This window comes from Faecalicatena orotica (assembly GCF_905197545.1).
In the GTDB taxonomy this organism is placed as follows: domain Bacteria; phylum Bacillota; class Clostridia; order Lachnospirales; family Lachnospiraceae; genus Faecalicatena_A; species Faecalicatena_A orotica.
Genome location: NZ_CAJJZH010000003.1, coordinates 14,051 through 35,011, shown reverse-complemented (window position 1 = coordinate 35,011; position 20,961 = coordinate 14,051). Strand labels below are relative to the sequence as shown.

Genomic DNA, 20,961 nt, shown 5'->3' with positions numbered 1-20,961 from the left:
ATTGTTTGTTCTTTTGTCAACATATTTGCCCTCATTTTTCCTCCATTTTTCTGTCCCGTGAGCCCCTATTTTCCATGATCAGAGTCTGGTCGATCAGAAGAATTTCATCACATGCCTTTGCTGCGGCTTCGGTATCCTTCCGGCTGATCGCATCCAGCAGTTCCCGATGCCTTGCAACTGTTCTTAAGCACAGCTGTGTGGACTGCGGCAGGATGCTGTAATATTCATCAAATGCCTCTATCATTTTTTTAATCATCTGGGCCAGCATCTTATTGCCGGAAAGTTCTGATAAACGGTAGTGAAACTGTTTATCCGTGTCAGATTCAAAGACACCCCTCTGGCTGCTGTCCTCTATCCGGCCAAGCAGGCTCTCCAGTTCCTCTAAGTCTTTTGCAGCTACACGCTCTGCAGCCAGACTGATAGCGTATTTTTCAAGCTCGGTTTTAATATTCAGCATTTCCAGATAGTTGATCTTAACAGATTCCAGATACAGGGAAGATTCCTCCTCGACGTGTGCAACATAGGTCCCGCTGCCGATCTGTGAAGAGATGATCCCCTGGTTCTCAAGAACCCTCAGTGCCTCACGAACAGTGTGGCGGCTGGTCTGGAAGCTTGCCGCGAGCTCCCGTTCAGAAGGGAGCTTATCCCCCGGCATCAGGTGGTTATTCTTGATATAGTCTGAGACTGCATCTGCTATCTTGGTATACAGCAGGTCTTTGGATACCGGTGTAATTAATGAAATCCCATTTTTCATGCATGCGTCCTCCCTTCGTCTTTCCCACGGTTATTATACAGGAACATCAATACTGCCATCACACAGATCACAGCATACCCCATCCAGCTTAACACGTCCGGAATCTGTCCGAACACGAAGAATCCCAGCAGTGCGGAGAATACAATCTGTGAATAATCATAGACGGAAATCTCCCGTGCCGGGGCATGGAAGTATGCCGCTGTAATGCTGAACTGCCCGCCTGCCGCACAAAGACCGGCAAACAGCAGATAAACAAGCTGCATGGCACTCATCGCATGATACTGGAAAATGAGGAACGGCAGCGTTACAACACAGGAAAATGTGGAGAAGGTGAATACGACAAACGGTCCCTTCTCCCCTTTCTCACCCAGCAGTCTGACATAAGTGTATGCCAGTCCGGCCGTGAGCCCGCCTAAGAGTCCGACCAGTGCCGCCGGGGACTGGAAAATATGTGCCGTCGGCCTGATGATCAGAAGGCTTCCCAGAAACGCCCCGGCCACAATTAGAATCTGCGGGGGTTTTATTTTTTCTTTTAATATAAAGAAACTGAAGATGATGACAAAAAACGGGGACATCTTATTCAGCATAGAGGCATCTGACAGGACCATCCTGTCAATCGCATAATAGTTGCAGAGTATCCCGACCGTCCCTGCTGCGGAGCGTAGAAACAGGTACTTGATATTTTCCCGTTTTCCGGAAAACCAGACCCTGTCCTTTTTTAAGATGGCGAATGCAAAGACAAGCGCCACCAGATTTCTGAAAAAGCTTTTCTGTACGGACGGCAGGTCACCTGACAGGCGTACGAACATATTCATAAGTGCAAAACAAAAAGCGGATAATACAATGTAAATAATTCCTAAATATTTTTTCTTCATATACCGTCTCCCACTCAATAGTCTGACCGGCATTTTCGGAGCCGATATATTATTATATGTTCTTTTTTGAATTTCTGCAACCCATTACAAAGGCATGGTCCAGAGGCCCGCTTCCTTTTCCTAAGTCAAGCATGGCCCTAAGTGCGCCTGACAGGTATTCTTTTGCCCGTTCAACAGACGTCTCCAGATCATATCCTTTTGCCAGATTTGAGGCTATCGCGCTGGACAGGGTGCATCCTGTTCCATGTGAATTTGGGTTTTCAATCCTTTTTCCAAAAAACCACCGTGTCCCGTCCTTCTGATACAGCAGATCATTGGCATCGCAGGTCCTGTGGCCGCCTTTTAAAAGGACCGCGCATCCGTACCTGTGGTAAATGATTCCAGCAGCGTGCACCATGTCTTCTTCTGACCGGACCGTAAGGCCGGAAAGGACCTCTGCCTCAGGAATATTCGGGGTAACAAGTGCTGCCGCAGGGAGCAGCTTTTCTTTTAAAACAGCTTCTGCGTCTTCATCGATCAGCCTTGCCCCGCTTGTTGAAATCATGACAGGGTCTGCGACGATGTTACCGGCCCGGTATTCCTTCAGTTTTTCTGCTGCTGCTTCTATGAGCCCTGCAGTGGGCACCATCCCGATCTTTACCGCATCTGGCCGGATGTCCGTAAAAATGCAGTCGATCTGTTTCTTCAGAAATTCCGTCTCCACCACCATAATTCCTGCCACACCGGTCGTATTCTGGGCCGTCAGCGCCGTGACCGCACTCATGGCATATACCCCGTTTGCCAGCATCGTCTTAATATCCGCCTGTATACCAGCACCGCCGCTGCAGTCACTCCCTGCGATTGTTAATGCGGTCTTCATAGCCGTACTTCCTTTCTTATCCTGTCCGTTTCTCATTGGTTTACCATCTTTTCAGACAGCCGCTTGAGATTTCTGGCGGCCTGTTCAATATCCGGCCGGGCAAACAAGGCGCTTACCACCGCGATTCCACACAGCCCGTTTCCCGCAAGCTGAAGTACATTGTCCTCCCCGATTCCTCCGATTGCAATGACAGGGATATCCACGGCTTCACAGATTGCCTTTACCGTGTCTCTTTTCACCTCTACGGCATCTGCTTTCGTGTTTGTCTGAAAAACTGCCCCGACCCCAAGATAGTCTGCCCCGTGTTCCTGCGCCCGCAGGGCCTGCTCCACAGTCCGGGCCGTCACCCCGATGATCTTGTCCTCCCCCAGTATCCTGCGCGCATCCAGGGCATCTATATCCTTCTGGCCGACGTGCACGCCGTCTGCATCAATCGCAGCAGCAATATCTGCATGGTCATTGATCACAAAGGGGACCTGATAGTTCATACAGACCTCCCTTATTTCTTTAGCCTCTCTGATAAAAGCCTCCTTATCCAGATGTTTTTCCCGAAACTGGATAAAAGTAACTCCCCCTTTTATGGCCGCCCCGACCTGTTTTGCAAGCGTGGCGTCCCCAAGCCATGTGCGGTCAGTCACCGCGTACAAAAGCATGCTTTCCCTGCGGCACCTAGTCTTCTTCCCTTTAGCTGTTCCCAAAATCCTTTCCATACAATTCCTCCTTAATAAAAAAGCAGATATACCAAAACAGGTATATCCGCAAAGTCTGCTTCCATATCTCCCTACGTTGGCATTATCCAAATCAGGTTACGGGTCTAAGCAATACCAGCTTACTCTCAGCCTGCTTACGCAGGCTCCCCTTTTTCATATCATCGTTCTTAATTATACACTTTCCATCAATATTTTCAACCACAGACTCAATAGTTTTTTAAGATTATGAAACTCTGCCTGCCTCTATTTTCATTTCACACCGGTTCGAAAGTATGATATAATATCAGTCAAAGCGAATTGCAGTAGAAAGGAGGAGCATTCATGAATGAACCAGGCCAAAAAGTAAATAAGTCCGGGCATATCTATTTGGGAGTCATCCTGCTCACCCTTCTTATATATACTTTTTCAATCGTGTCCTCCTGTTTACAGAATGATGCACCATACAGCCGGTTTCAGGACTCCGGAATTCGTTCTTTTTCTGAAGACTGGTACATTGCCGACAGTTCAGGAACTATAACAACAATTCCCGAGATCAGTAAATGGAAAGAAGATTCTCAGGGTCCCGTGACATTTTCTAAAACACTGCCGGAGCTCACGGACTATGACTGCCTTTTCATTGAAGTGAACTACACCTATATCAAAGTATTTGTCAATGATTTATGTATCTATGACTATTCTGCCGGCAAGATTCAGGCGCCATCAGGTATGACAGGACATTTTACTGCCCAGATTCCCCTGAATACAGACATGGGCGGACAGACCGTTTCGATTGAAGTCTATCAGCCTTACAAGCTTCTTCAAACCGGCTTGAATTCCATTAAACTTGGCACGGGGAGCGCTTACATCACAGACTATCTTTTTTCTCATATAGAATTGATTATAAGCCTGTTTTTCATGCTCATTACCGGCATATGCCTGCTGGCCCTTTATCTGTGGCAGAAGAACAGAGGCAGATGGGAGGGCTGCAGCATGCTGCGTCCTCTGGCATTTCTTCTTTTATTATCTGTAATCTGGGTTTTCACAGATTCCCAGCTGCCGCAGTTATTCTGGAAGAACCCGGTCATTGTATGTGTACTTTCCTTTTATAGCTTTATGTCTCTGCCAATTCCTGTATTTTCATTTGTCGGTAAACTTTGCCCCGATAAATACGGCATACTGACCAGGATACAATTCCTTCTGCTGCTTAATATAATGGTACAGGGTGTTTTATTTTCACTCAATATCTTCAGTTTTGTAGAAATGCTCCCTGTTACACATTTCCTGATTGTATTCAGTGTAATTGTACTTCTCATATTCCTGTTGAAACGTTACAGGAAGGACCGGTCGCCATACGCCCGGCCTATGCTGGCAGCTCTGATCGTGCTGATCGTATCAGCCTTACTTTCTCTGATTCAGTTCTACATATCGCCCCAGACGGACAACAGCCGGTTTCTGCGGTATGGCTTTTTGATGTTTATCGGAATCATGGTTTATATCTGTATCCGGGTTATGCTAGCCTTCATGCGTGATTACACAGAGCACCAGATTCTCAAGGATCTTGCTTATAAAGATTTCCTCACCGGGGTTGAGAACCGTCTTGCGTTTGAAAACCTGATGGACGAAATGCGGGGGTTTGATACGCCTGTTCCTATTTCGCTTTGTTCCTTTGACCTCAATAATTTAAAAGTTACGAACGATACCTTCGGACATAAAGCCGGCGACATCATCTTAAAGGCGTCAGCCCTGTGCATTACAGATACTTTTCAGGGACTGGGACGGGTCTTCCGCATAGGCGGAGATGAATTTGTCGTGGTCATTCAGTCCCCGGGCGTGGATCTGCCCGGCCTCATTGAGAAACTAAAAGACCGGATCGACAGGGAAAATGAAACCTGTGAATTTTCCTTTTCCGTTTCTTCAGGCTATGCATCATCTGAGGCCGCCTGTGGGAATGCCATGAATCTGCTGTTGAGGAAATCAGACATGGAAATGTACAAGGATAAGGCAGTATACCGGGAGCAGATACACAGGTGTATTGATGAAAATTAAACAGTAATGCAAAGGCCCCGGATACACTCCGGGGCCCGTTTTATATCTGATTTAACTTCTTTTTCCTTGAAATGCATCTTCCTAAGAGCTCCATCATCTTATCTACGTCAATCGGTTTTGATAAGTGTCCATCCATACCGCTGTCCATTGATTTTTTCGTATCCTCATCAAATGCATTGGCAGTAAGTGCAATGATCGGTATTGATCTGGCATCCGCCCGGCGGGATGTCCTGATCCTGCGGGCAGACTCCAGACCGTCCATTACAGGCATACGGATATCCATCAGCACCGCATCGTACGTCCCAGGCTCTGCCCGGCAGTATGCCTCCAGCGCCCCAAGTCCATCAGATACACAGGTGACTGTGAATCCATGCATCTCGAGGATCGTCTTTGCGATCTCACTGTTCATTTCATTGTCTTCTGCTAAAAGAATATGGCATCCAGTAAAGTCCATAACCGGACCCTGCTGCTCATCCTGTTCATCCGTTTTTTTCTCTTCTTTTGCATAATCCAGTATCAGGGTAAAGAAAAATTCGGATCCTTTTCCAACTTCACTGCGTACTTCCAGTGTCCCGCCCATCATCTGAATGAGACGGCTGGATATGGAAAGGCCCAGCCCCGTCCCGCCGTACACAGCCGCCGTTGCAGAATCTGCCTGTTCAAAGGCATTGAAAATGCGCGACATCGCTGCCTCTTCTATTCCGATGCCGGTATCTGTCACGGAAAAACGCAGCACCGCTTTCGGCTCCTCTTCCAGTGTCTCTACGCGCACAACTACACTTCCCTGATCTGTAAATTTAATTGCATTTCCGATAATGTTGACCAGTACCTGATTCAGCCGCAGGCTGTCCGCTGCCAGACAGCATCTCTTACGATATTCATTTTCAAACAGCAGAGACAGATGCTTTTCTGCCGCCTGCACACGGAACATGGACTCCAGATTCTTAAGCAGTTCTGACAGATCCACGGCACTGTAGCCCAATTCCATTTTGCCGCTCTCAATGCGTGACATATCCAGTATGTCATTAATAAGCTCGATCAGGTACGTGTTGGCCGATTCGATTTTCTCCAGGCATTCCCGCGTCTTTTCCCTGTCACCGAGCACACTTTTTGCAATCGTTGTCATGCCGCTGATCGCGTTCATGGGAGTCCGGATTTCGTGGGACATTCTGGAAAGGAAATCCGTTTTTGCCTGACTGACCGCATCTGCTTTTGATTTCATGATAAACGACGGGACAATCTTGACCAGTTCCTTCAAAAGCTTTCTCTGCTCTTTCGTCCACTCATACCCTTCCTGATCCACCTCGAAGCTCATTGACCCCGCATATTCCCCGTAATTCCAGATACCCGCATGAAGGCAGGATGGAAAACGGGAAATTCCCTCTCTTACATTCTCCTGAGCCAGACCATCCTCATCATACATATGTGCACAGATATCAAAGTCTTCTTCCGAAGCATAAAAATCCTGCCCCAGCTGGAGGTCAGCCCTGTTACGTGCCCACTGGTAGGAAAAGTGATAGCTTAAATAAGCTTTGCTTGCCTCAATAATCGAGACCCTGTCGAAATGGTAAGTCTTCCCAATTCTCGCTAGCAGCAGGAAAACAGCGTCATTCAGGTTCTTCGCCTTTCCCAGCAGATCGAGCGCAAAGGATACCAGATCGGCTGAAGCCGCAGGCCCTCCCGCCTCAATATCATTTACCAGATGTTCCTCTGTGTACAGCTGCGTTAAGAAAACCCCCAGTTCATTGGACGTATCCAGATAACATGCCGCCTTGCCCCTGTCATTTTCCTTTACATATTTCAAGGTACTCTCTGCACACCGGTAAAGCCCGTTGTAATCATCACAGACTTCGGTACTGCACATTCCGATGCTGACTGATACATGAACGTCTTTTTCCGTGTTCGTCAGGATATTGCGGACCAACCCTGCGATGCGCGGGCCGTTGACAGTGGCCTCACACTTATTGCTGTGTTTATAAAAAAGCATAAACTCGTCACCGCCGAGACGAACCTGAATATCATCCGGCCCGCTCTCCGCACGGAGGATGTCCGCGACCTCCTGCAGGATGGCATCTGCAAAAATACTGCCTTCCTTATGATTGATATCTTTGAAATTGTCCATATCAAGCAGCATCATGACCCCGTGGTCACCGGGTTCTCTGTTGTTTAAGAAGTCCAGAACACAGGCAATGCCGATTTCTTTTTTGTACAGCCCGGTAAGGCTGTCCCTTGAACGGGTCTCCAGAAGGGCCGCCTCTGCCTCCTTCTGGCGGGTGATGTCCTCTACAATCCCAATCACAAGTCTGGGGGTTTTGTCTTCCTCACTTATAATTACAGACATGGTCTCCCTGCACCAGAAAGAGCCGTTCCTCCCCCGGAATTCACAGGAAGCTGTCTTAGCCCCCTTATGAATCTTCTCGTACATCTCATAAAAAGCAGGTCTGAATTCTGCGTCCACCAGATCCCGGGCGATACTCTCAGGCATATTCTCGTAAAGCTCCTGACACTGGTACATTTCGCATGTTCTTTTCGGTACCACACATTTTTCTGTCTCGGGATAGTAATAAAATTCACAGGTGGTCGTATGTTCCAGTGCGAGGTGGATGATCTCATTGCTGGCTTTTACCTGCTCCGACAGCCTGCTGCTGCGCAGTTCCGCTTTTTTCCGGGCATCAATATCAAGATATACACTCTGGATATATACATTGCCTTCTCTATCTTCCAGCACCTCCGCACTTCCGATGATCCAGCAGGGGGTGCCGTCCTTCTGGCGTACCCTGTACTCGAACCGCCTCATATCACCGGGCTTCTGCAGGCCGCGTGCCTCCCGGAGAACCTGGTCACGGTCCTCCTCCACAACCAGGCCCGCCAGATCCCACTCTTTGATCTTCCAGAATTCTTCTTCCGTATAACCGAACAGACGGACTGCCTCCCTGTTCGCCCTTATGAAAACAACCCGGCCGTCAGTGAGCCGGTATTGTACGATCCCGCACAGGACTGACTGGAACAGATGGTCATACTGTCCTGCCTGCCGTTTCTGTTCTTCTGCCTGCTCCTCAAGGCGCTGCCTCGACTCTATTTCCACAGTAATGTCACGCACTACACTGAGGCAGATATCACGCCCGTCCTCGGAACGCCCCAGTTTTCCTACATCATTCACCCAGATATAACTGCCGTCCTTTTTCCGCATCCGGTACTGCACTTCATAAGGCCTGTCCCCCAGACAGGCATCTGTCACAATACTTTCAACCAGCCCGCGGTCCTCCGGGTGTACACAATTAATCAGTTTACCATCAATGGCTTCTGTGTACTCTTCATATGTATATCCCAGATAATCCAGCAGAAAATCATTGATATAATAAAGAGGGAAATCCGGCGGCTCCATATAGGCACCCATCATTCCCCCGGGGATGCTCCTTCCTATAATGTCAAGTGCCCTGCTCCCCAGCTGGTATTCCATCTCGAAACGGCTGAGACCTGAGGCCGGGAAGAATTCCCCTTCCTCCTGCCGGCTGTCGGGGGTTGACGCATGAACCGCTGCAATCCGGCATTCTTCATCCTTCTGTGACACACAGACCGCACTGACCCGGAACCAGATTATATCCGCGTCCATTTCGTCCGGATATACAGATGCTGTAAGCAGAACAGCGGCACAGCGTTCTGAGATCAGGACCTCTTCCAGACTTTCATATTCAATATGGCATGATCCCGGTGCCTGTGAGAACTCCATAAGCAGAGCCTGCTTTGCCTGTTCCCTTCCGTAAACCATTTCCGACCTGCCTGTCCCGACCCACTGTACCTCTTCTGTCAGGCAGTCCATTGTTGCTTCTATATCTCTCTGGGTCAGATACGCGTCGAAAAACCTCTTGACCGCTCTGACTGCATCTCCTGGCTGGATCATATCCCCACCTCTTTCTCAGGCTGGCTACAGCCTTGTTTTTCTGACTTTACGTATCTTCCCTTTGATTGGTTTCGCCTGCAGAGATTCTAACACCTGATTTCCTTTCCCGTTCAGAACTTCCACATAGCTTATGCTCTCCCTGATATCCACAATGCCGATATCGGACGCCTCCATCCCCTCAATACTACAGATCGTCCCTACAATATCTCCGGCACGCATCTTGGATTTACGACCGCCCCCGATTGACAGGCGGGTGATCCCTTCATTCAGGGCAGCTCCTTTTTTGGGTTTTGCTTCTGTTTTGATACGCTGGGATTTCCAGAATGCTTTTTCCTTTTCTTCCCCTGCCAGAGGCACCTTAATTACCGGAAGCTCCCTCCCTGTATACCTCTCCACCTGTTCCAGCATCCTTCTGTCATCAACAGTCACAAGGCTGACGGCCGTACCGCATCTGCCATTTCTGCCTGTCCGGCCGATCCGGTGCACATAGGTTTCCTTCCCGGTCGGGAAATCGTAGTTCACCACATGGGTGATCTGTTCAAAATCAATCCCCCTTGCCGCCACATCTGTTGCAATCAGGAAACGAAAACAGCCCCTCTTAAATGCGTCTACTGTCTTCAGGCGCTCCCTCTGCTCCATCTCGCCGTGCAGCATCCCACAGAATATCCGCCTTCTCCGGAGCTTCTGGAAAAGGACATTTGTCATCTCCCTTGTACCGCAGAAAATCATGCAGCTCTGCGGGTTCTCGTCGATAAGGACATCAAGCAGGGTTTCATACTTGCATTCCTGGTCTGTCTCATACAGTTTCTCAGTAATTACTGGTTCCTGCACATTTTCTGCTTCCTGAAACACAAGATCTGCATCCGGGATATATCCATCGGCAAGTTCCTGAATCTCCGGTTTCAGTGTTGCAGAAAACAGCGATACCCTGCAGCCTGCCGGGACCAGAGAGAGAATCTTCTTCACTTCGTCTATAAATCCCATGTCAAGCATCAGGTCCGCCTCATCTATTACAAGCCATTCTACTTTAGCAAGCTTCAGACTCCCTCTTTCAAGGTGATCCATCATACGCCCGGGCGTCCCTGTCACGATATGGGACTTCTGGCGCAGCGACCGGATCTGCTTGTCGATGGGAAAACCGCCGAACACTGCCACTGACTTCAGACGCTTTTTTCTTCCGATATGGAACAGTTCCTCGCTGACCTGAACTGCCAGCTCACGGGTCGGTTCCAGCACCAGTGCCTGGGGTGCATTTTCCTCCCACCTAATGTCTTCACAGACAGGGATGGCAAACGCGGCCGTTTTCCCGCTGCCTGTGGGGGCTTTTACGATAACATTCTTCCCCGCAAGCATAGGCGGAATCACTTCCCGCTGTATTCTGGTCGGTTCTCTGTATCCCAGACCGTTTAGTGCTTCCAGAATATCTTCTGAGAGCCTGTAATTGTTAAATTCATTTGTCATTCACTTTTTCCTTCTTCATTCCTGGCACTGCTCCTTCCTGCATGGATCAGTTCAGGAATGTTTCTATGATTACCGCCTCTGCCTCTTCCTCTGACAGTCCGAATGTCATGAGCTTTGTCAGCTGCTCACTATTGATCCTTCCGATCGCGGCCTCATGCACGATCTGGGCATCTACATGATTCGCATTGATTTCCGGGATCGAGCTGATCCGGGCCTGATCCATGATGATGGAATCACACTGCACATGGGCGTGGCACAGGGCATTTCCTACTGCCTTCGGGTGGAATACCTGTCTGGATGTCCCCTTCGCAACGGATCGTGAAACGATTCTGGCTGAACTGTTCTCACCATTTAACTGCACATCCATATTCGAAACCGCGGTCTGTGCCCGGTGCGTCATAAGCTTCTCTGTTACATACAGCTTCGCTCCCTCTGCCAGTTCGATAAAGCTTTCCCGCTCTGTGGAATCTACGCCTTTAATCTGCGTGGTCTCCAGCGTAAATACTGAATTCTCGCCCACATAAATCTTGGTGACAGGGTTCAGCACCTTATCCCCGCTTCCCGTTCCTTCCGCATAATGGTTCTCCACGTATTTCACATTCGCCTTCTTCCCTACATGGAAGGCGTGTATTCCATCATGGCGGCTCTCGCTGCATCCGTCGTTATGGATTCCACAGCCGGCCACGATTGTGACGTCCGCCCCGTCTTCTATATAAAAGTCATTATAAACAACATCCTTCATGCCCGGCTCGGACATAACGACCGGTATGTGGACCTGCTCCTGTTCTGCCTCCCCACTGATATAAATATCAATCCCCGGCTTATCTTCTTTTTTTACGATCCTGATATGGCGGCTGTCACCGTGGCACACTGCCATGCCGTTCAGGCGGAGGTTAAAGGCCCCTTCCTGTTTAAAACCATAAGAATCAATGACTTTGAGTACGTTTTCCGCTACTTCATTCAGCTTCACAGATCTCACCTCCCTTTTGCATGCCGCATGTGCATGACTCTGCCTCCTGCCCAAAAAGCTGCGGCATGACCGTCTTGGCAGCCCCTATAGATTCTACCTTTCCGTCTGAAATGACCATAATACGGTCAGCCATCTGGATGATACGCTCCTGATGGGAAATCAGGATCAGGCTCTCCTTCTTGGCTTTGTGTATCTTCTCAAAACGTTTGATCAGCATGGAGAAGCTCCATAGATCGATTCCTGCCTCAGGCTCATCAAAGATACAGATGTCGTGTTTCTTTGCGAGTACCGTCGCAATCTCGATACGCTTCATCTCCCCGCCGGAAAGCGTCGCATCTGCCTCCCTGTCAATATATTCCATCGCACACAATCCCACGCTGCTTAAGAGTGAACAGCACTCATCTTCGGAAAGCTTTGTTCCTGCCGCCAGAGATAAAAGCCGTCTTACGGTCATCCCCTTGAAACGCGGCGGCTGCTGGAATGCGAACCCCATGCCTGCTTTTGCCCGTTCATTGACCGACATGTCCGTAATATCCGTCCCATCCAGATAAATCTTCCCTGCCGTCTGCCTGTTGATCCCCATCAAAAGCTTAGCCAGTGTGGACTTGCCGCCCCCGTTCGGGCCGGTGATAACGAGCATCTCTCCGTCTTCCACCGAGAAGCTGACATCAGAGAGAATCTCAGACTGCCGGCCTTCTTCGGATACGTCATATGATAAATGTTCTACCTTTAACATCTTTGCACTTCCTTTTCTCCATGATAATCACAGTTTGGCTTCCAATTCAGAAAAACGCCTGAATAAAGCCTGATAAGTATCTGCGTAGATACTTCCGCGCCTCCAGATAAATGTAAAATCATGGCTGATCTGAAAATCCTTTAGTTCAATCTGCTTTAATTCACCGTTTTCCAGTTCTTCACGAACTGCGACTTCATATAAAAATGTAATCCCTAAGCCCTCTTTTGTCAACTCCTTAATCGTATGGAGGCTCCCTATTTCTGCTGTTTTCACGAAATCTTCCACACAAAAGTTCTTAGAGTCAAGATAGCGTTCCAACACCTCACGTGTTCCTGATCCCGGCTCCCTAAGAAGCAGCCTTTCGTCAAACAAGTCCTCCAGTCTCTTCACCTTTCTGTGAAATGGATAAGACGGACTGCACACTGCGATGTAATCTTCAGTTGAATAATGCAGAAAATCATATTCGCTTTTTTTAAAGAACCCCTCTACAATTGCAAAATCGATGTCTCCGTGGTCCAGTTTGTGGAGCAGCTCCTGTGTATTCGCAACCTCCATGTGGAGATGCGCATCCGGATACACGCTGAGATACCGCTTCAAGATCCGCGCCATAACGATCTCCCCGACCGTCATCGTGGCGCCGAACCGGATATCCTGAAATCCTTCCGACAAATGCCGGATCTGGTTTTCCAGAGAAATCTCGTCATGCATCATAGTCATAGCCGCACTGCGCAGCATCTCTCCGGCCGGAGTCATCTTCAGCTTCTTCCCCTCATAGCGGAACAGCTTGACCTGATAGTGCTTCTCCAGATACCGTATATGCTGCGATACAGCTGGCTGTGTGATATTCAGTTCTTCTGACGCCCTTGTAAAATTCATGCACTGGCATACGGTCAAAAATGTCTCCATCCGGAAATCCTGCATAGTTCCCCCTCGTCTCACTGCTTTTCTATTTCTATCATAATATATTTTTATGATAAAATAAAGATATATAATTTTATTTTATAATTTTTTTATGCTACTATAAGAACACGGCAGGATACATCCAGAATTATCCAGTTTATGCATATGGTTACTGTATACCATCAGCTCAACTGCCGCGAAATTTAAATGTTATCTTAGTAAGAGGAATGGAGGATATTTATTATGAACTTTTTGAAAAAGAACGGACCGGGGCTTTTGTTTTGTCTGATGATTGCGGTGCCATCCTGGTTTTTAGGAAAAGCGGTGCCGGTCATCGGAGGTCCTGTTTTTTCTATATTAATCGGCATGGTCTTAACACTTCTGATCAGGCAGAAGGATACCGTACAACCGGGTATCACCTATACTTCCAAAAAAATTCTGCAGGCTGCCGTCGTATTTCTGGGATTCGGCATGAACCTGACAGAAATCCTTGCAAAAGGGCGGCAGTCACTGCCCATCATTATCTGCACAATCAGCACATCCCTGATTATTGCCTTTATCCTGTATAAAGCTTTAAAACTGGATCCGAACAATGCCATCCTTGTCGGAGTCGGCTCCTCAATCTGCGGTGGTTCGGCCATCGCGGCAACAGCGCCGGTCATCCGCGCAACAGATGAAGAAGTCGCACAGTCTATTTCTGTCATCTTTCTGTTCAATGTACTGGCCGCTTTGATCTTTCCGACATTGGGCGGGCTGCTCCACATGAGCAATGAAGGCTTCGGGCTCTTTGCCGGAACCGCCATCAATGACACCTCTTCCGTCACCGCGGCGGCTGCGGCATGGGACGGCATTCATGCCAGCCACACACTGGAAGCTGCCGCAATCGTCAAAATGACAAGAACTCTGGCGATTATCCCGATCACCCTTGCCCTTGCCATCTATGGGGAAAGAAAGGAAAAAAAGACCGAAGGATCTTCCTTCAGTCTCAAAAAAACGTTCCCGTATTTTGTCCTGTTCTTTATCCTTGCGGCTGTTGTAACGACCGTATTCCATCTTCCGGTCAGTGTCACAGCGCCGTTAAAAGAACTGAGTAAGTTCCTGATCATCATGGCGATGGCAGCAATCGGACTGAATACAAATATTGTCACGCTCGTCAAGACCGGGGCAAAACCGATCTTCACCGGGTTCTGCTGCTGGGTCGGGATTACCGGGATCAGTCTGCTGATGCAGCATTTCATGGGTATCTGGTAAAAATTCTGCATAAGAGAAAGGCCGGAATCAGACGTTATTGTCTGAATCCGGTCTTCTTTTTATCTGTCAGCTTCATGATCTTTTTGCTTATTATTGTACGGTAGCAATATCAATCAGGGTCAGTTTTTGGATATCTGTATTCTCCAGACTTGTAATCAGTGCCCTTGCCGTATCCATTGCAGTCAGTACATTTACACCTGTCTCGATTGCATTTCTGCGGATCACGAATCCGTCTCTTGAATGTTCCGCGCCCTGTGCCGGTGTGTCGATGACAAGATCGATCTCATGTCCTAAGATCAAATCAAGCAGGTTCGGGGATTCCTGTTCGATCTTGCGGACCGGAATCGCCTTGACTCCGCCCTCATTCAAAGCTTTGGCAGTACTCTTCGTAGCGAAAATACGGTACCCGATCTTTTCGAATCTGCGTCCGATCTCCACAGCCTCTGGCTTGTCTTCATCACGCACGGTCATGATCATGTTCTTGTATTTTGGCAGGTTAATTCCTGCCCCTAAGAATGCCTTATATAGTGCTTCGTCGAACGTCTTTGCGATACCTAAGCATTCTCCCGTTGATTTCATCTCCGGTCCGAGACTGATGTCTGCACCGCGGATCTTCTCAAAGGAGAATACAGGCATCTTGACCGCCACATAATCTGCTTCCCTCTGAAGTCCCGGTGTATATCCCAGATCCCTGATCTTACTTCCGATAATCACCTTCGTCGCAAGCGGTACGATCGGGATTCCCGTCACCTTGCTGATGTAAGGCACAGTACGGCTGGAGCGTGGGTTTACTTCGATCACGTATACATCCTCTTCCCCGCATACGATGAACTGGATATTGATCAGTCCGACCACGTGGAGGGACTTTGCAAGCCTTCTTGTGTATTCGGCGATTTTTTCTTTTGCCGCACTGCTTAAGCTCTGTGCCGGATACACGGAAATGCTGTCACCGGAATGGATTCCTGCACGCTCGATGTGTTCCATGATTCCCGGAATCAGGATGTCTTCGCCATCGCATACGGCATCTACTTCGATCTCTTTGCCCTGCAGGTATTTATCTACGAGGATCGGATGATCCTGTGCAATTCTGTTAATGATTCCAATAAATTCATCAATATCATGGTCATTGATGGCAATCTGCATTCCCTGACCGCCAAGTACGTAGGACGGCCTTACCAGTACCGGATAGCCCAGCCTGTTTGCAACTTCCTTTGCCTCCTCAGCCGTATATACGGTTCCGCCTGTCGGACGCGGGATCTGACACTCTTCCAGAATCTCATCGAACAGCTCCCTGTCCTCTGCCTTGTCTACATTTTCGGCAGAGGTCCCGAGGATCGGAACGCCCATCTTCATCAGGCTCTCTGTCAGCTTGATTGCTGTCTGCCCGCCGAACTGCACTACCGCGCCGTCCGGTTTTTCCAGATCCACAATGCTCTTGACATCTTCCGGTGTCAATGGCTCAAAGTACAGCTTATCAGCGATATCGAAATCAGTGCTCACGGTCTCCGGATTATTATTTACGATGATCGTCTCATAACCTTCTTTCGAAAATGCCCATGTACAGTGAACGGAACAGAAATCGAACTCGATTCCCTGACCGATGCGGATCGGGCCTGAACCAAGTACAAGCACCTTCTTCCTGTCCCTTGTCTCTTCTACCTCATTCTCTCTTCCATATACGGAATAGTAATAAGGTGTCGCTGCCGCGAATTCTGCCGCACAGGTGTCTACCATCTTATAAGCAGCCACGATTCCGTTTTCATGGCGCATGTTGTGTATCTGCGTCTCTGTTTTTCCTGTCAGTTGTGCAATCACATTGTCCGGGAATTCGATCTTCTTCGCCTGTTTTAAAAGCTCCGGAGTAAGCTCCTGCGTTTTCAGGGCCTGTTCCATTTCCACAAGGATGGCTAATTTATCAATAAACCAGTTATCAATCTTCGTGATAGCGTGAATGGTCTCATAGCTGATGCCACGGCGCAGTGCCTCCGCGATTCTCCAGATTCGCATATCATCCACAATCGCAAGCTCCTCTGTCAATCCATCCACACTCAGACCTGTGAAATCATATGACATCAGGCTGTCCACATGCTGTTCCAGTGAACGGATAGCCTTCATCAATGCGCCCTCGAAGTTGTCACAGATACTCATGACTTCCCCTGTCGCTTTCATCTGTGTGGTCAGTGTCCTCTTGGCACTGATAAATTTATCGAATGGAAGTCTCGGGATCTTGACAACACAGTAATCCAGCATCGGCTCAAAGCTTGCGTATGTCTTTCCGGTAATCGCGTTTTTGATTTCATCCAGCGTGTATCCCAGTGCAATCTTTGCCGCTACTTTCGCAATCGGATAACCTGTCGCCTTGGATGCCAGTGCAGAGGAACGGCTTACACGGGGGTTTACCTCGATAACACAGTATTCGAAACTCTCCGGGTGGAGTGCATACTGTACATTGCACCCACCGGTGATATTCAGCTCGCTGATGATGTTCAGTGCGGACGTACGCAACATCTGGTACTCTTTATCCCCCAGTGTCTGGGACGGGGCCACAACGATACTGTCCCCTGTGTGTACGCCGACCGGGTCAATATTTTCCATATTACAAACGGTAATGCAGTTTCCATTGGAATCACGCATCACTTCATACTCGATTTCCTTCCAGCCGGCGATGCAGCGCTCTACCAGAACCTGTCCCACGCGTGAGAGGCGGAGTCCGTTTGAAAGGATCTCTACCAGCTGTTCAGAGTTGTCTGCGATACCGCCGCCGCTTCCTCCTAATGTATAGGCAGGACGCAGTACGACCGGATAGCCGATCTCATTTGCAAATGCAAGGCCGTCCTCGACATTTTCCACGACCAGAGAGGCTGCAACAGGCTCGCCGATCTTCTCCATTGTCGCTTTGAATTCCAGACGGTCTTCGGCCTTCTTGATCGTCTCTGATGTTGTTCCGATCAGGCGTACATTATTTTCTTTAAAAAATCCTGCCTCATCCAGCTCCATAGCAAGGTTCAGGCCTGCCTGTCCCCCGAGTGTCGGGAGCACGCTGTCAGGCTTTTCTTTTTTAATCAGCTGTTCCACAACTTCTACGGTAAGCGGTTCGATATATACACGGTCCGCGATGTCCTTATCCGTCATGATGGTAGCCGGGTTGGAGTTCAGAAGAACAACCTCGATTCCCTCTTCTTTCAGGGAACGGCACGCCTGTGTTCCGGCGTAATCAAATTCTGCCGCCTGTCCGATAATAATCGGACCGGAACCGATGACTAATACTTTCTTTATACTTTTATCTCTTGGCATTATTTCGTTCCTCCCATCATTTCTATGAATCTGTCAAAAAGGTACCCTGAATCCTGCGGTCCCGGGCATGCCTCCGGATGGAACTGTACGGTAAAGATATTCTTTCCCAGATATTCCAGGCCTTCATTTGTCCCGTCATTTACATTGGTGAATGCCGGCACGGCCACATTCTCATCCACACTGTCTGTATCCACGACATATCCGTGGTTCTGGGATGAAATATACACGCGGTTTGTCTTCAGGTCTTTCACCGGGTGGTTTCCTCCCCTGTGTCCATACTTCAGCTTATGTGTGGACGCACCCGTAGCAAGAGCCATCAGCTGATGTCCCAGACAAATAGCAAAAACAGGAATATCTGTATTGTATAATTTCTTGATTTCTTCGATAATAGAAATGCAGTCGGCAGGGTCTCCGGGACCATTCGAAAGCATAATACCGTCAGGATTAGCTGAAATGATTTCTTCAGCAGTTGTGCGGGCCGGATAAACAGTCACTTCGCAACCACGTTTATTTAAAGAGCTGGCAATGTTATTCTTTGCGCCTAAATCAAGGAGAGCAACTTTTTTCCCGTTTCCTTCGAGAACATATTTCTCAGAACATGTCACTTTGGAAACAACATCCCCTACCTTGTAGGCCTTCAATCTCGGAAGGATCTCTTCCAGGTCATAATTCTCATTCGTCGTGATCATCCCATTCATGGTACCCTTTTCTCTCAGTATCTTGGTGAGTGCACGGGTATCTACATCTGCAATTCCCGGAATGTCCTGCTTCTCAAGAAAATCCTGTATCGTACCTTCACAGCGGAAGTTGCTCGGCACACGGGATAATTCTCTTACAATATAACCATCCGGCCATGCTTTTTTAGATTCCATGTCGGGCGTAATCCCGTAATTCCCAATCAGCGGATAGGTCATGACGACTGCCTGTCCCGCGTAAGAAGGGTCGGTCAGTACTTCCAAATACCCAGTCATAGAGGTATTAAACACGATTTCACTAATCATCTCTCTCTTCGAACCTATGCTTATTCCTGTAAACACGGTTCCGTCTTCTAATATCAGAAACGCTTTCATATGTTCACCTATTCCCTTCATATTTTACAAAACAAAGGCACTCGTGGAGTCTTCTTGTGTCCAGAGCGCCCATGTGCTCAAATTGTAAAGATTATACTACAATTCAAATCATATTTCAACATTTTTTTTACGTGAATTATTTCCATGCTGTTCCTGCGTGCTATTCATAATTCCAGTAAATTGTTATTTTGTCCATTACCGCATCCTCGATATACGTATACTGTACAGACACCAGTCCGTAATAATCCAGCAGATTCTGCACGGCCCTCTTCACCAGGTCATCCAGAACCATGTCATGCGCCTCCTCATAGAGACTGTCGCTGGCAAACTTACAGGTAAAAGAACTCTCCATATTATAGATAGAATTATTCATGTCCAAAAGGAGCTGGTCCGGGTCAAATGTTTCATAATACATGCCGTTCAGTCTGTAATAATTTAAATCCATCGAATTGCACTGGGGATATGTGACAAAAGTATCCGCCGTATGGTTCTTCATGATCTCCGCATCGCTGCAGCACAGATAATCATAATTGATGCTCTGCTCCGGGGGCGCTTTGCCACCCTCAGCCTCGATAAAAACAGGGTCTCCGAAAGTAACATCCATTTGATAGTATTGCCCGCCGCAATTCACGATATTCCATGCATGTGCGCCCTGACCCGGGATATTTCCTGTTACATAAATACATTCTATGCCAAGCCTATTAAGCAGGTACTGGGCCCCCCGGGAATACCCGGCGCAGACAGACGATTTGCCTGCCAGTGAGCTGTAAATCGTCTGGTTATCCGGAGCATCCAGATTATAATCCACCGTGTTCACGAGATACTCGAAAACATATTTGATCTTATCATATTCAGACATGTCCCCGCTGATCCCCGTAAAACATTCCTGCACGGCCGAATCTATTTCCGCCTTCTTCTGGTCCTTTTCCCCGCCCGTATAAGTATAGACCGGCCGGACCTCGGAATACGCCTCGTAACCTGTCATCTGCATCTCCCCGCTGCACCAGAACAGCTGGGGCATATCACACAGGATGTACCGGCTGACCGTCTTGACTGCCTCCATATCCGGGGTGTGCATATATATCACATCCGAAGTATCCATCAGCCCCTGGTACAGCTCTTTATACAGCGCCTGTTCCTCTTCATTCAACTGCCGGTAATAATACCCGTCTGAAACATCCTCTTCCTGGACACTGACCGCCTCAAAAGGCACCCCCGCCGTCCCGGATGCCTTCTCCCTGACCGTCTGGATCACTTCCCCTGTAGAAGCAAAAATATCCGGGAGCAGTCTCTTCACGACTCCCCCCAAGCCTACAAAAATACAAACTATCATCAATATGGCCAGAAACACCGGCCATTTCCTTCTCTTCCTTCTTCTCGCCATATATTTACCCCTTCCCGGACCCCCGCCTTCACCGCAACAAAATGCTGCCTGCAATCATTATAGTTCAGGACGTAATAAAGTTCAAGTTTACTACGTCCCTAATTGAGTTTTGTGGTGTACCAGAACGCTTTCAGTGGTGTACCCATTTGTAGTTTTTTATTATTTTTCCACTTTTTATTCTCTATAATGTGTCAATTATCCACCTTTCTTAACAACTTTTTAATTTCCTCTCTGTTATTTTTATGTTATTATACTGTGAGGGGGTGATACCAATGATGCATGTATTTTATTGTATAAAATGCAAGAAATACCACTATACTAATAATAAATCGCACGCTCTTTGCTGTGAACAGCCCATGTATTATGTAGATGTAGATTTCACAGAATTTGTCAGGATGAATAAGAGTGAACGAGAGAATTTTCTGCAGCTTTATTCTTTGGCAAAATAGGACTATCGTTTTACTTTTTCACCCTTTTATACATATTCACACTGCTTTTGTACACAATATATGAAAAAGGTAAGGTGAATGATTATGAGAGAAATCAAACTGCCCTCCAAGGCTACAGAAGCGAATGTATACGATGATGATAATATTCCGGAGATTGACCTGCCCGGGAAGAATGGTCTGAAGAATATCATTCCTGATGAAGTGCCGCCAAGGGAGGGGCCTGGCGGTGAGTAGTACGCTCCCGCATGTTCAGGCCGTGTAATTTAAAAAACCTGAAAACGGATGATTTGAAAATGTTCCGTTTTCAGGTTTTTTCTTAGTT

General features: G+C 48.0%; 15 protein-coding genes and 1 riboswitch. Of the genes, 3 read left to right on the top strand and 12 right to left on the bottom strand.

Translation table 11 applies throughout. The annotated features are described in order from the left end of the window. Positions 1–31: 31 nt before the first annotated feature. From ABIN22_RS06935 to thiE, 4 genes are read right to left on the bottom strand one after another with little or no spacing between them, the layout of a single operon-like run. Entirely contained in the window at positions 32–754 is a 723-nt protein-coding gene (locus tag ABIN22_RS06935; protein ID WP_346907547.1) for a FadR/GntR family transcriptional regulator, read from the bottom strand. Then, complete coding sequence (locus ABIN22_RS06930) at positions 751–1,629, bottom strand: DMT family transporter (protein WP_109731632.1); 879 nt, start codon at positions 1,627–1,629, stop codon at positions 751–753. Before ABIN22_RS06930 ends, ABIN22_RS06935 begins: the two co-directional genes overlap by 4 nt. Positions 1,630–1,681: 52 nt before the next feature. After that, positions 1,682–2,488: a bifunctional hydroxymethylpyrimidine kinase/phosphomethylpyrimidine kinase gene (gene thiD, locus ABIN22_RS06925; RefSeq protein ID WP_346908163.1), complete on the bottom strand. Its 807-nt coding sequence runs from the start codon at positions 2,486–2,488 to the stop codon at positions 1,682–1,684. Between the two features lie 32 nt (positions 2,489–2,520). After that, positions 2,521–3,198: a thiamine phosphate synthase gene (thiE, locus tag ABIN22_RS06920; RefSeq protein WP_346907545.1), complete on the bottom strand. Its 678-nt coding sequence runs from the start codon at positions 3,196–3,198 to the stop codon at positions 2,521–2,523. A 51-nt stretch (positions 3,199–3,249) separates the two neighbouring features. After that, positions 3,250–3,358: riboswitch (TPP riboswitch) on the bottom strand. Positions 3,359–3,519: 161 nt separating this feature from the next. On the opposite strand from thiE, the gene ABIN22_RS06915 reads away from it, so the two are divergent. Further along, positions 3,520–5,223, top strand: coding sequence for a sensor domain-containing diguanylate cyclase (locus ABIN22_RS06915; RefSeq protein WP_346907543.1), 1,704 nt, complete (start codon positions 3,520–3,522; stop codon positions 5,221–5,223). A gap of 40 nt (positions 5,224–5,263) precedes the next feature. Here ABIN22_RS06915 and ABIN22_RS06910 read toward each other — a convergent pair whose 3' ends face one another. From ABIN22_RS06910 to ABIN22_RS06890, 5 genes are read right to left on the bottom strand one after another with little or no spacing between them, the layout of a single operon-like run. Continuing rightward, on the bottom strand, positions 5,264–9,124 hold the full coding sequence (locus ABIN22_RS06910) for a PAS domain-containing protein (RefSeq protein ID WP_346907541.1): 3,861 nt from the start codon (positions 9,122–9,124) through the stop codon (positions 5,264–5,266). A gap of 24 nt (positions 9,125–9,148) precedes the next feature. Further along, entirely contained in the window at positions 9,149–10,585 is a 1,437-nt protein-coding gene (locus tag ABIN22_RS06905) for a DEAD/DEAH box helicase (protein ID WP_346907539.1), read from the bottom strand. Between the two features lie 46 nt (positions 10,586–10,631). Continuing rightward, entirely contained in the window at positions 10,632–11,555 is a 924-nt protein-coding gene (locus tag ABIN22_RS06900; RefSeq protein WP_346907537.1) for a SufB/SufD family protein, read from the bottom strand. Next, positions 11,542–12,291 carry an ABC transporter ATP-binding protein gene (locus tag ABIN22_RS06895; RefSeq protein ID WP_109731626.1) on the bottom strand — a complete coding sequence of 250 codons (750 nt, stop codon included), beginning with the start codon at positions 12,289–12,291 and terminating at the stop codon, positions 11,542–11,544. The genes ABIN22_RS06900 and ABIN22_RS06895 overlap by 14 nt, the downstream gene beginning before the upstream one ends. 27 nt (positions 12,292–12,318) lie before the next feature. Further along, the gene (locus ABIN22_RS06890; RefSeq protein ID WP_109731625.1) at positions 12,319–13,212 is read right to left on the bottom strand and encodes a LysR family transcriptional regulator; all 894 of its coding nucleotides are present in this window, start codon (positions 13,210–13,212) and stop codon (positions 12,319–12,321) included. 222 nt (positions 13,213–13,434) lie between these two features. Here ABIN22_RS06890 and ABIN22_RS06885 point away from each other — a divergent pair, with 222 nt between their 5' ends. Then, a complete protein-coding gene (locus tag ABIN22_RS06885) occupies positions 13,435–14,442 on the top strand; it encodes a YeiH family protein (RefSeq protein ID WP_346907534.1) in 1,008 nt (335 codons plus the stop codon). 90 nt (positions 14,443–14,532) lie between these two features. Here the strand turns inward: ABIN22_RS06885 and carB are convergent, their stop codons facing one another. The 3 genes from carB to ABIN22_RS06870 form a co-directional block, all read right to left on the bottom strand. Then, positions 14,533–17,736, bottom strand: a complete 3,204-nt coding sequence (gene carB / locus ABIN22_RS06880) for a carbamoyl-phosphate synthase large subunit (protein WP_109731623.1) — start codon at positions 17,734–17,736, stop codon at positions 14,533–14,535. Beyond that, positions 17,736–18,806 carry a carbamoyl phosphate synthase small subunit gene (locus ABIN22_RS06875; RefSeq protein ID WP_109731675.1) on the bottom strand — a complete coding sequence of 357 codons (1,071 nt, stop codon included), beginning with the start codon at positions 18,804–18,806 and terminating at the stop codon, positions 17,736–17,738. Before ABIN22_RS06875 ends, carB begins: the two co-directional genes overlap by 1 nt. A gap of 160 nt (positions 18,807–18,966) precedes the next feature. Further along, positions 18,967–20,190 (bottom strand): transglutaminase domain-containing protein, encoded by a 1,224-nt coding sequence (locus ABIN22_RS06870; RefSeq protein ID WP_346907531.1) that lies wholly within the window; start codon positions 20,188–20,190, stop codon positions 18,967–18,969. A 533-nt stretch (positions 20,191–20,723) separates the two neighbouring features. Here ABIN22_RS06870 and ABIN22_RS06865 point away from each other — a divergent pair. Further along, positions 20,724–20,873 carry a hypothetical protein gene (locus ABIN22_RS06865; protein ID WP_181368702.1) on the top strand — a complete coding sequence of 50 codons (150 nt, stop codon included), beginning with the start codon at positions 20,724–20,726 and terminating at the stop codon, positions 20,871–20,873. Positions 20,874–20,961: the final 88 nt, after the last annotated feature.

Bases quoted from the DNA above. Each gene is read 5' to 3' on its own strand.
- ABIN22_RS06935 (WP_346907547.1), bottom strand. From the start codon at position 754: ATGAAAAATGGGATTTCATTAATTACACCGGTATCCAAAGACCTGCTG.
- ABIN22_RS06875 (WP_109731675.1), bottom strand. From the start codon at position 18,806: ATGAAAGCGTTTCTGATATTAGAAGACGGAACCGTGTTTACAGGAATA.
- carB (WP_109731623.1), bottom strand. From the start codon at position 17,736: ATGCCAAGAGATAAAAGTATAAAGAAAGTATTAGTCATCGGTTCCGGT.
- ABIN22_RS06910 (WP_346907541.1), bottom strand. From the start codon at position 9,124: ATGATCCAGCCAGGAGATGCAGTCAGAGCGGTCAAGAGGTTTTTCGAC.
- ABIN22_RS06930 (WP_109731632.1), bottom strand. From the start codon at position 1,629: ATGAAGAAAAAATATTTAGGAATTATTTACATTGTATTATCCGCTTTT.
- ABIN22_RS06895 (WP_109731626.1), bottom strand. From the start codon at position 12,291: ATGTTAAAGGTAGAACATTTATCATATGACGTATCCGAAGAAGGCCGG.
- ABIN22_RS06870 (WP_346907531.1), bottom strand. From the start codon at position 20,190: ATGGCGAGAAGAAGGAAGAGAAGGAAATGGCCGGTGTTTCTGGCCATA.
- ABIN22_RS06905 (WP_346907539.1), bottom strand. From the start codon at position 10,585: ATGACAAATGAATTTAACAATTACAGGCTCTCAGAAGATATTCTGGAA.
- ABIN22_RS06865 (WP_181368702.1), top strand. From the start codon at position 20,724: ATGAGAGAAATCAAACTGCCCTCCAAGGCTACAGAAGCGAATGTATAC.
- thiE (WP_346907545.1), bottom strand. From the start codon at position 3,198: ATGGAAAGGATTTTGGGAACAGCTAAAGGGAAGAAGACTAGGTGCCGC.
- ABIN22_RS06890 (WP_109731625.1), bottom strand. From the start codon at position 13,212: ATGCAGGATTTCCGGATGGAGACATTTTTGACCGTATGCCAGTGCATG.
- thiD (WP_346908163.1), bottom strand. From the start codon at position 2,488: ATGAAGACCGCATTAACAATCGCAGGGAGTGACTGCAGCGGCGGTGCT.
- ABIN22_RS06885 (WP_346907534.1), top strand. From the start codon at position 13,435: ATGAACTTTTTGAAAAAGAACGGACCGGGGCTTTTGTTTTGTCTGATG.
- ABIN22_RS06915 (WP_346907543.1), top strand. From the start codon at position 3,520: ATGAATGAACCAGGCCAAAAAGTAAATAAGTCCGGGCATATCTATTTG.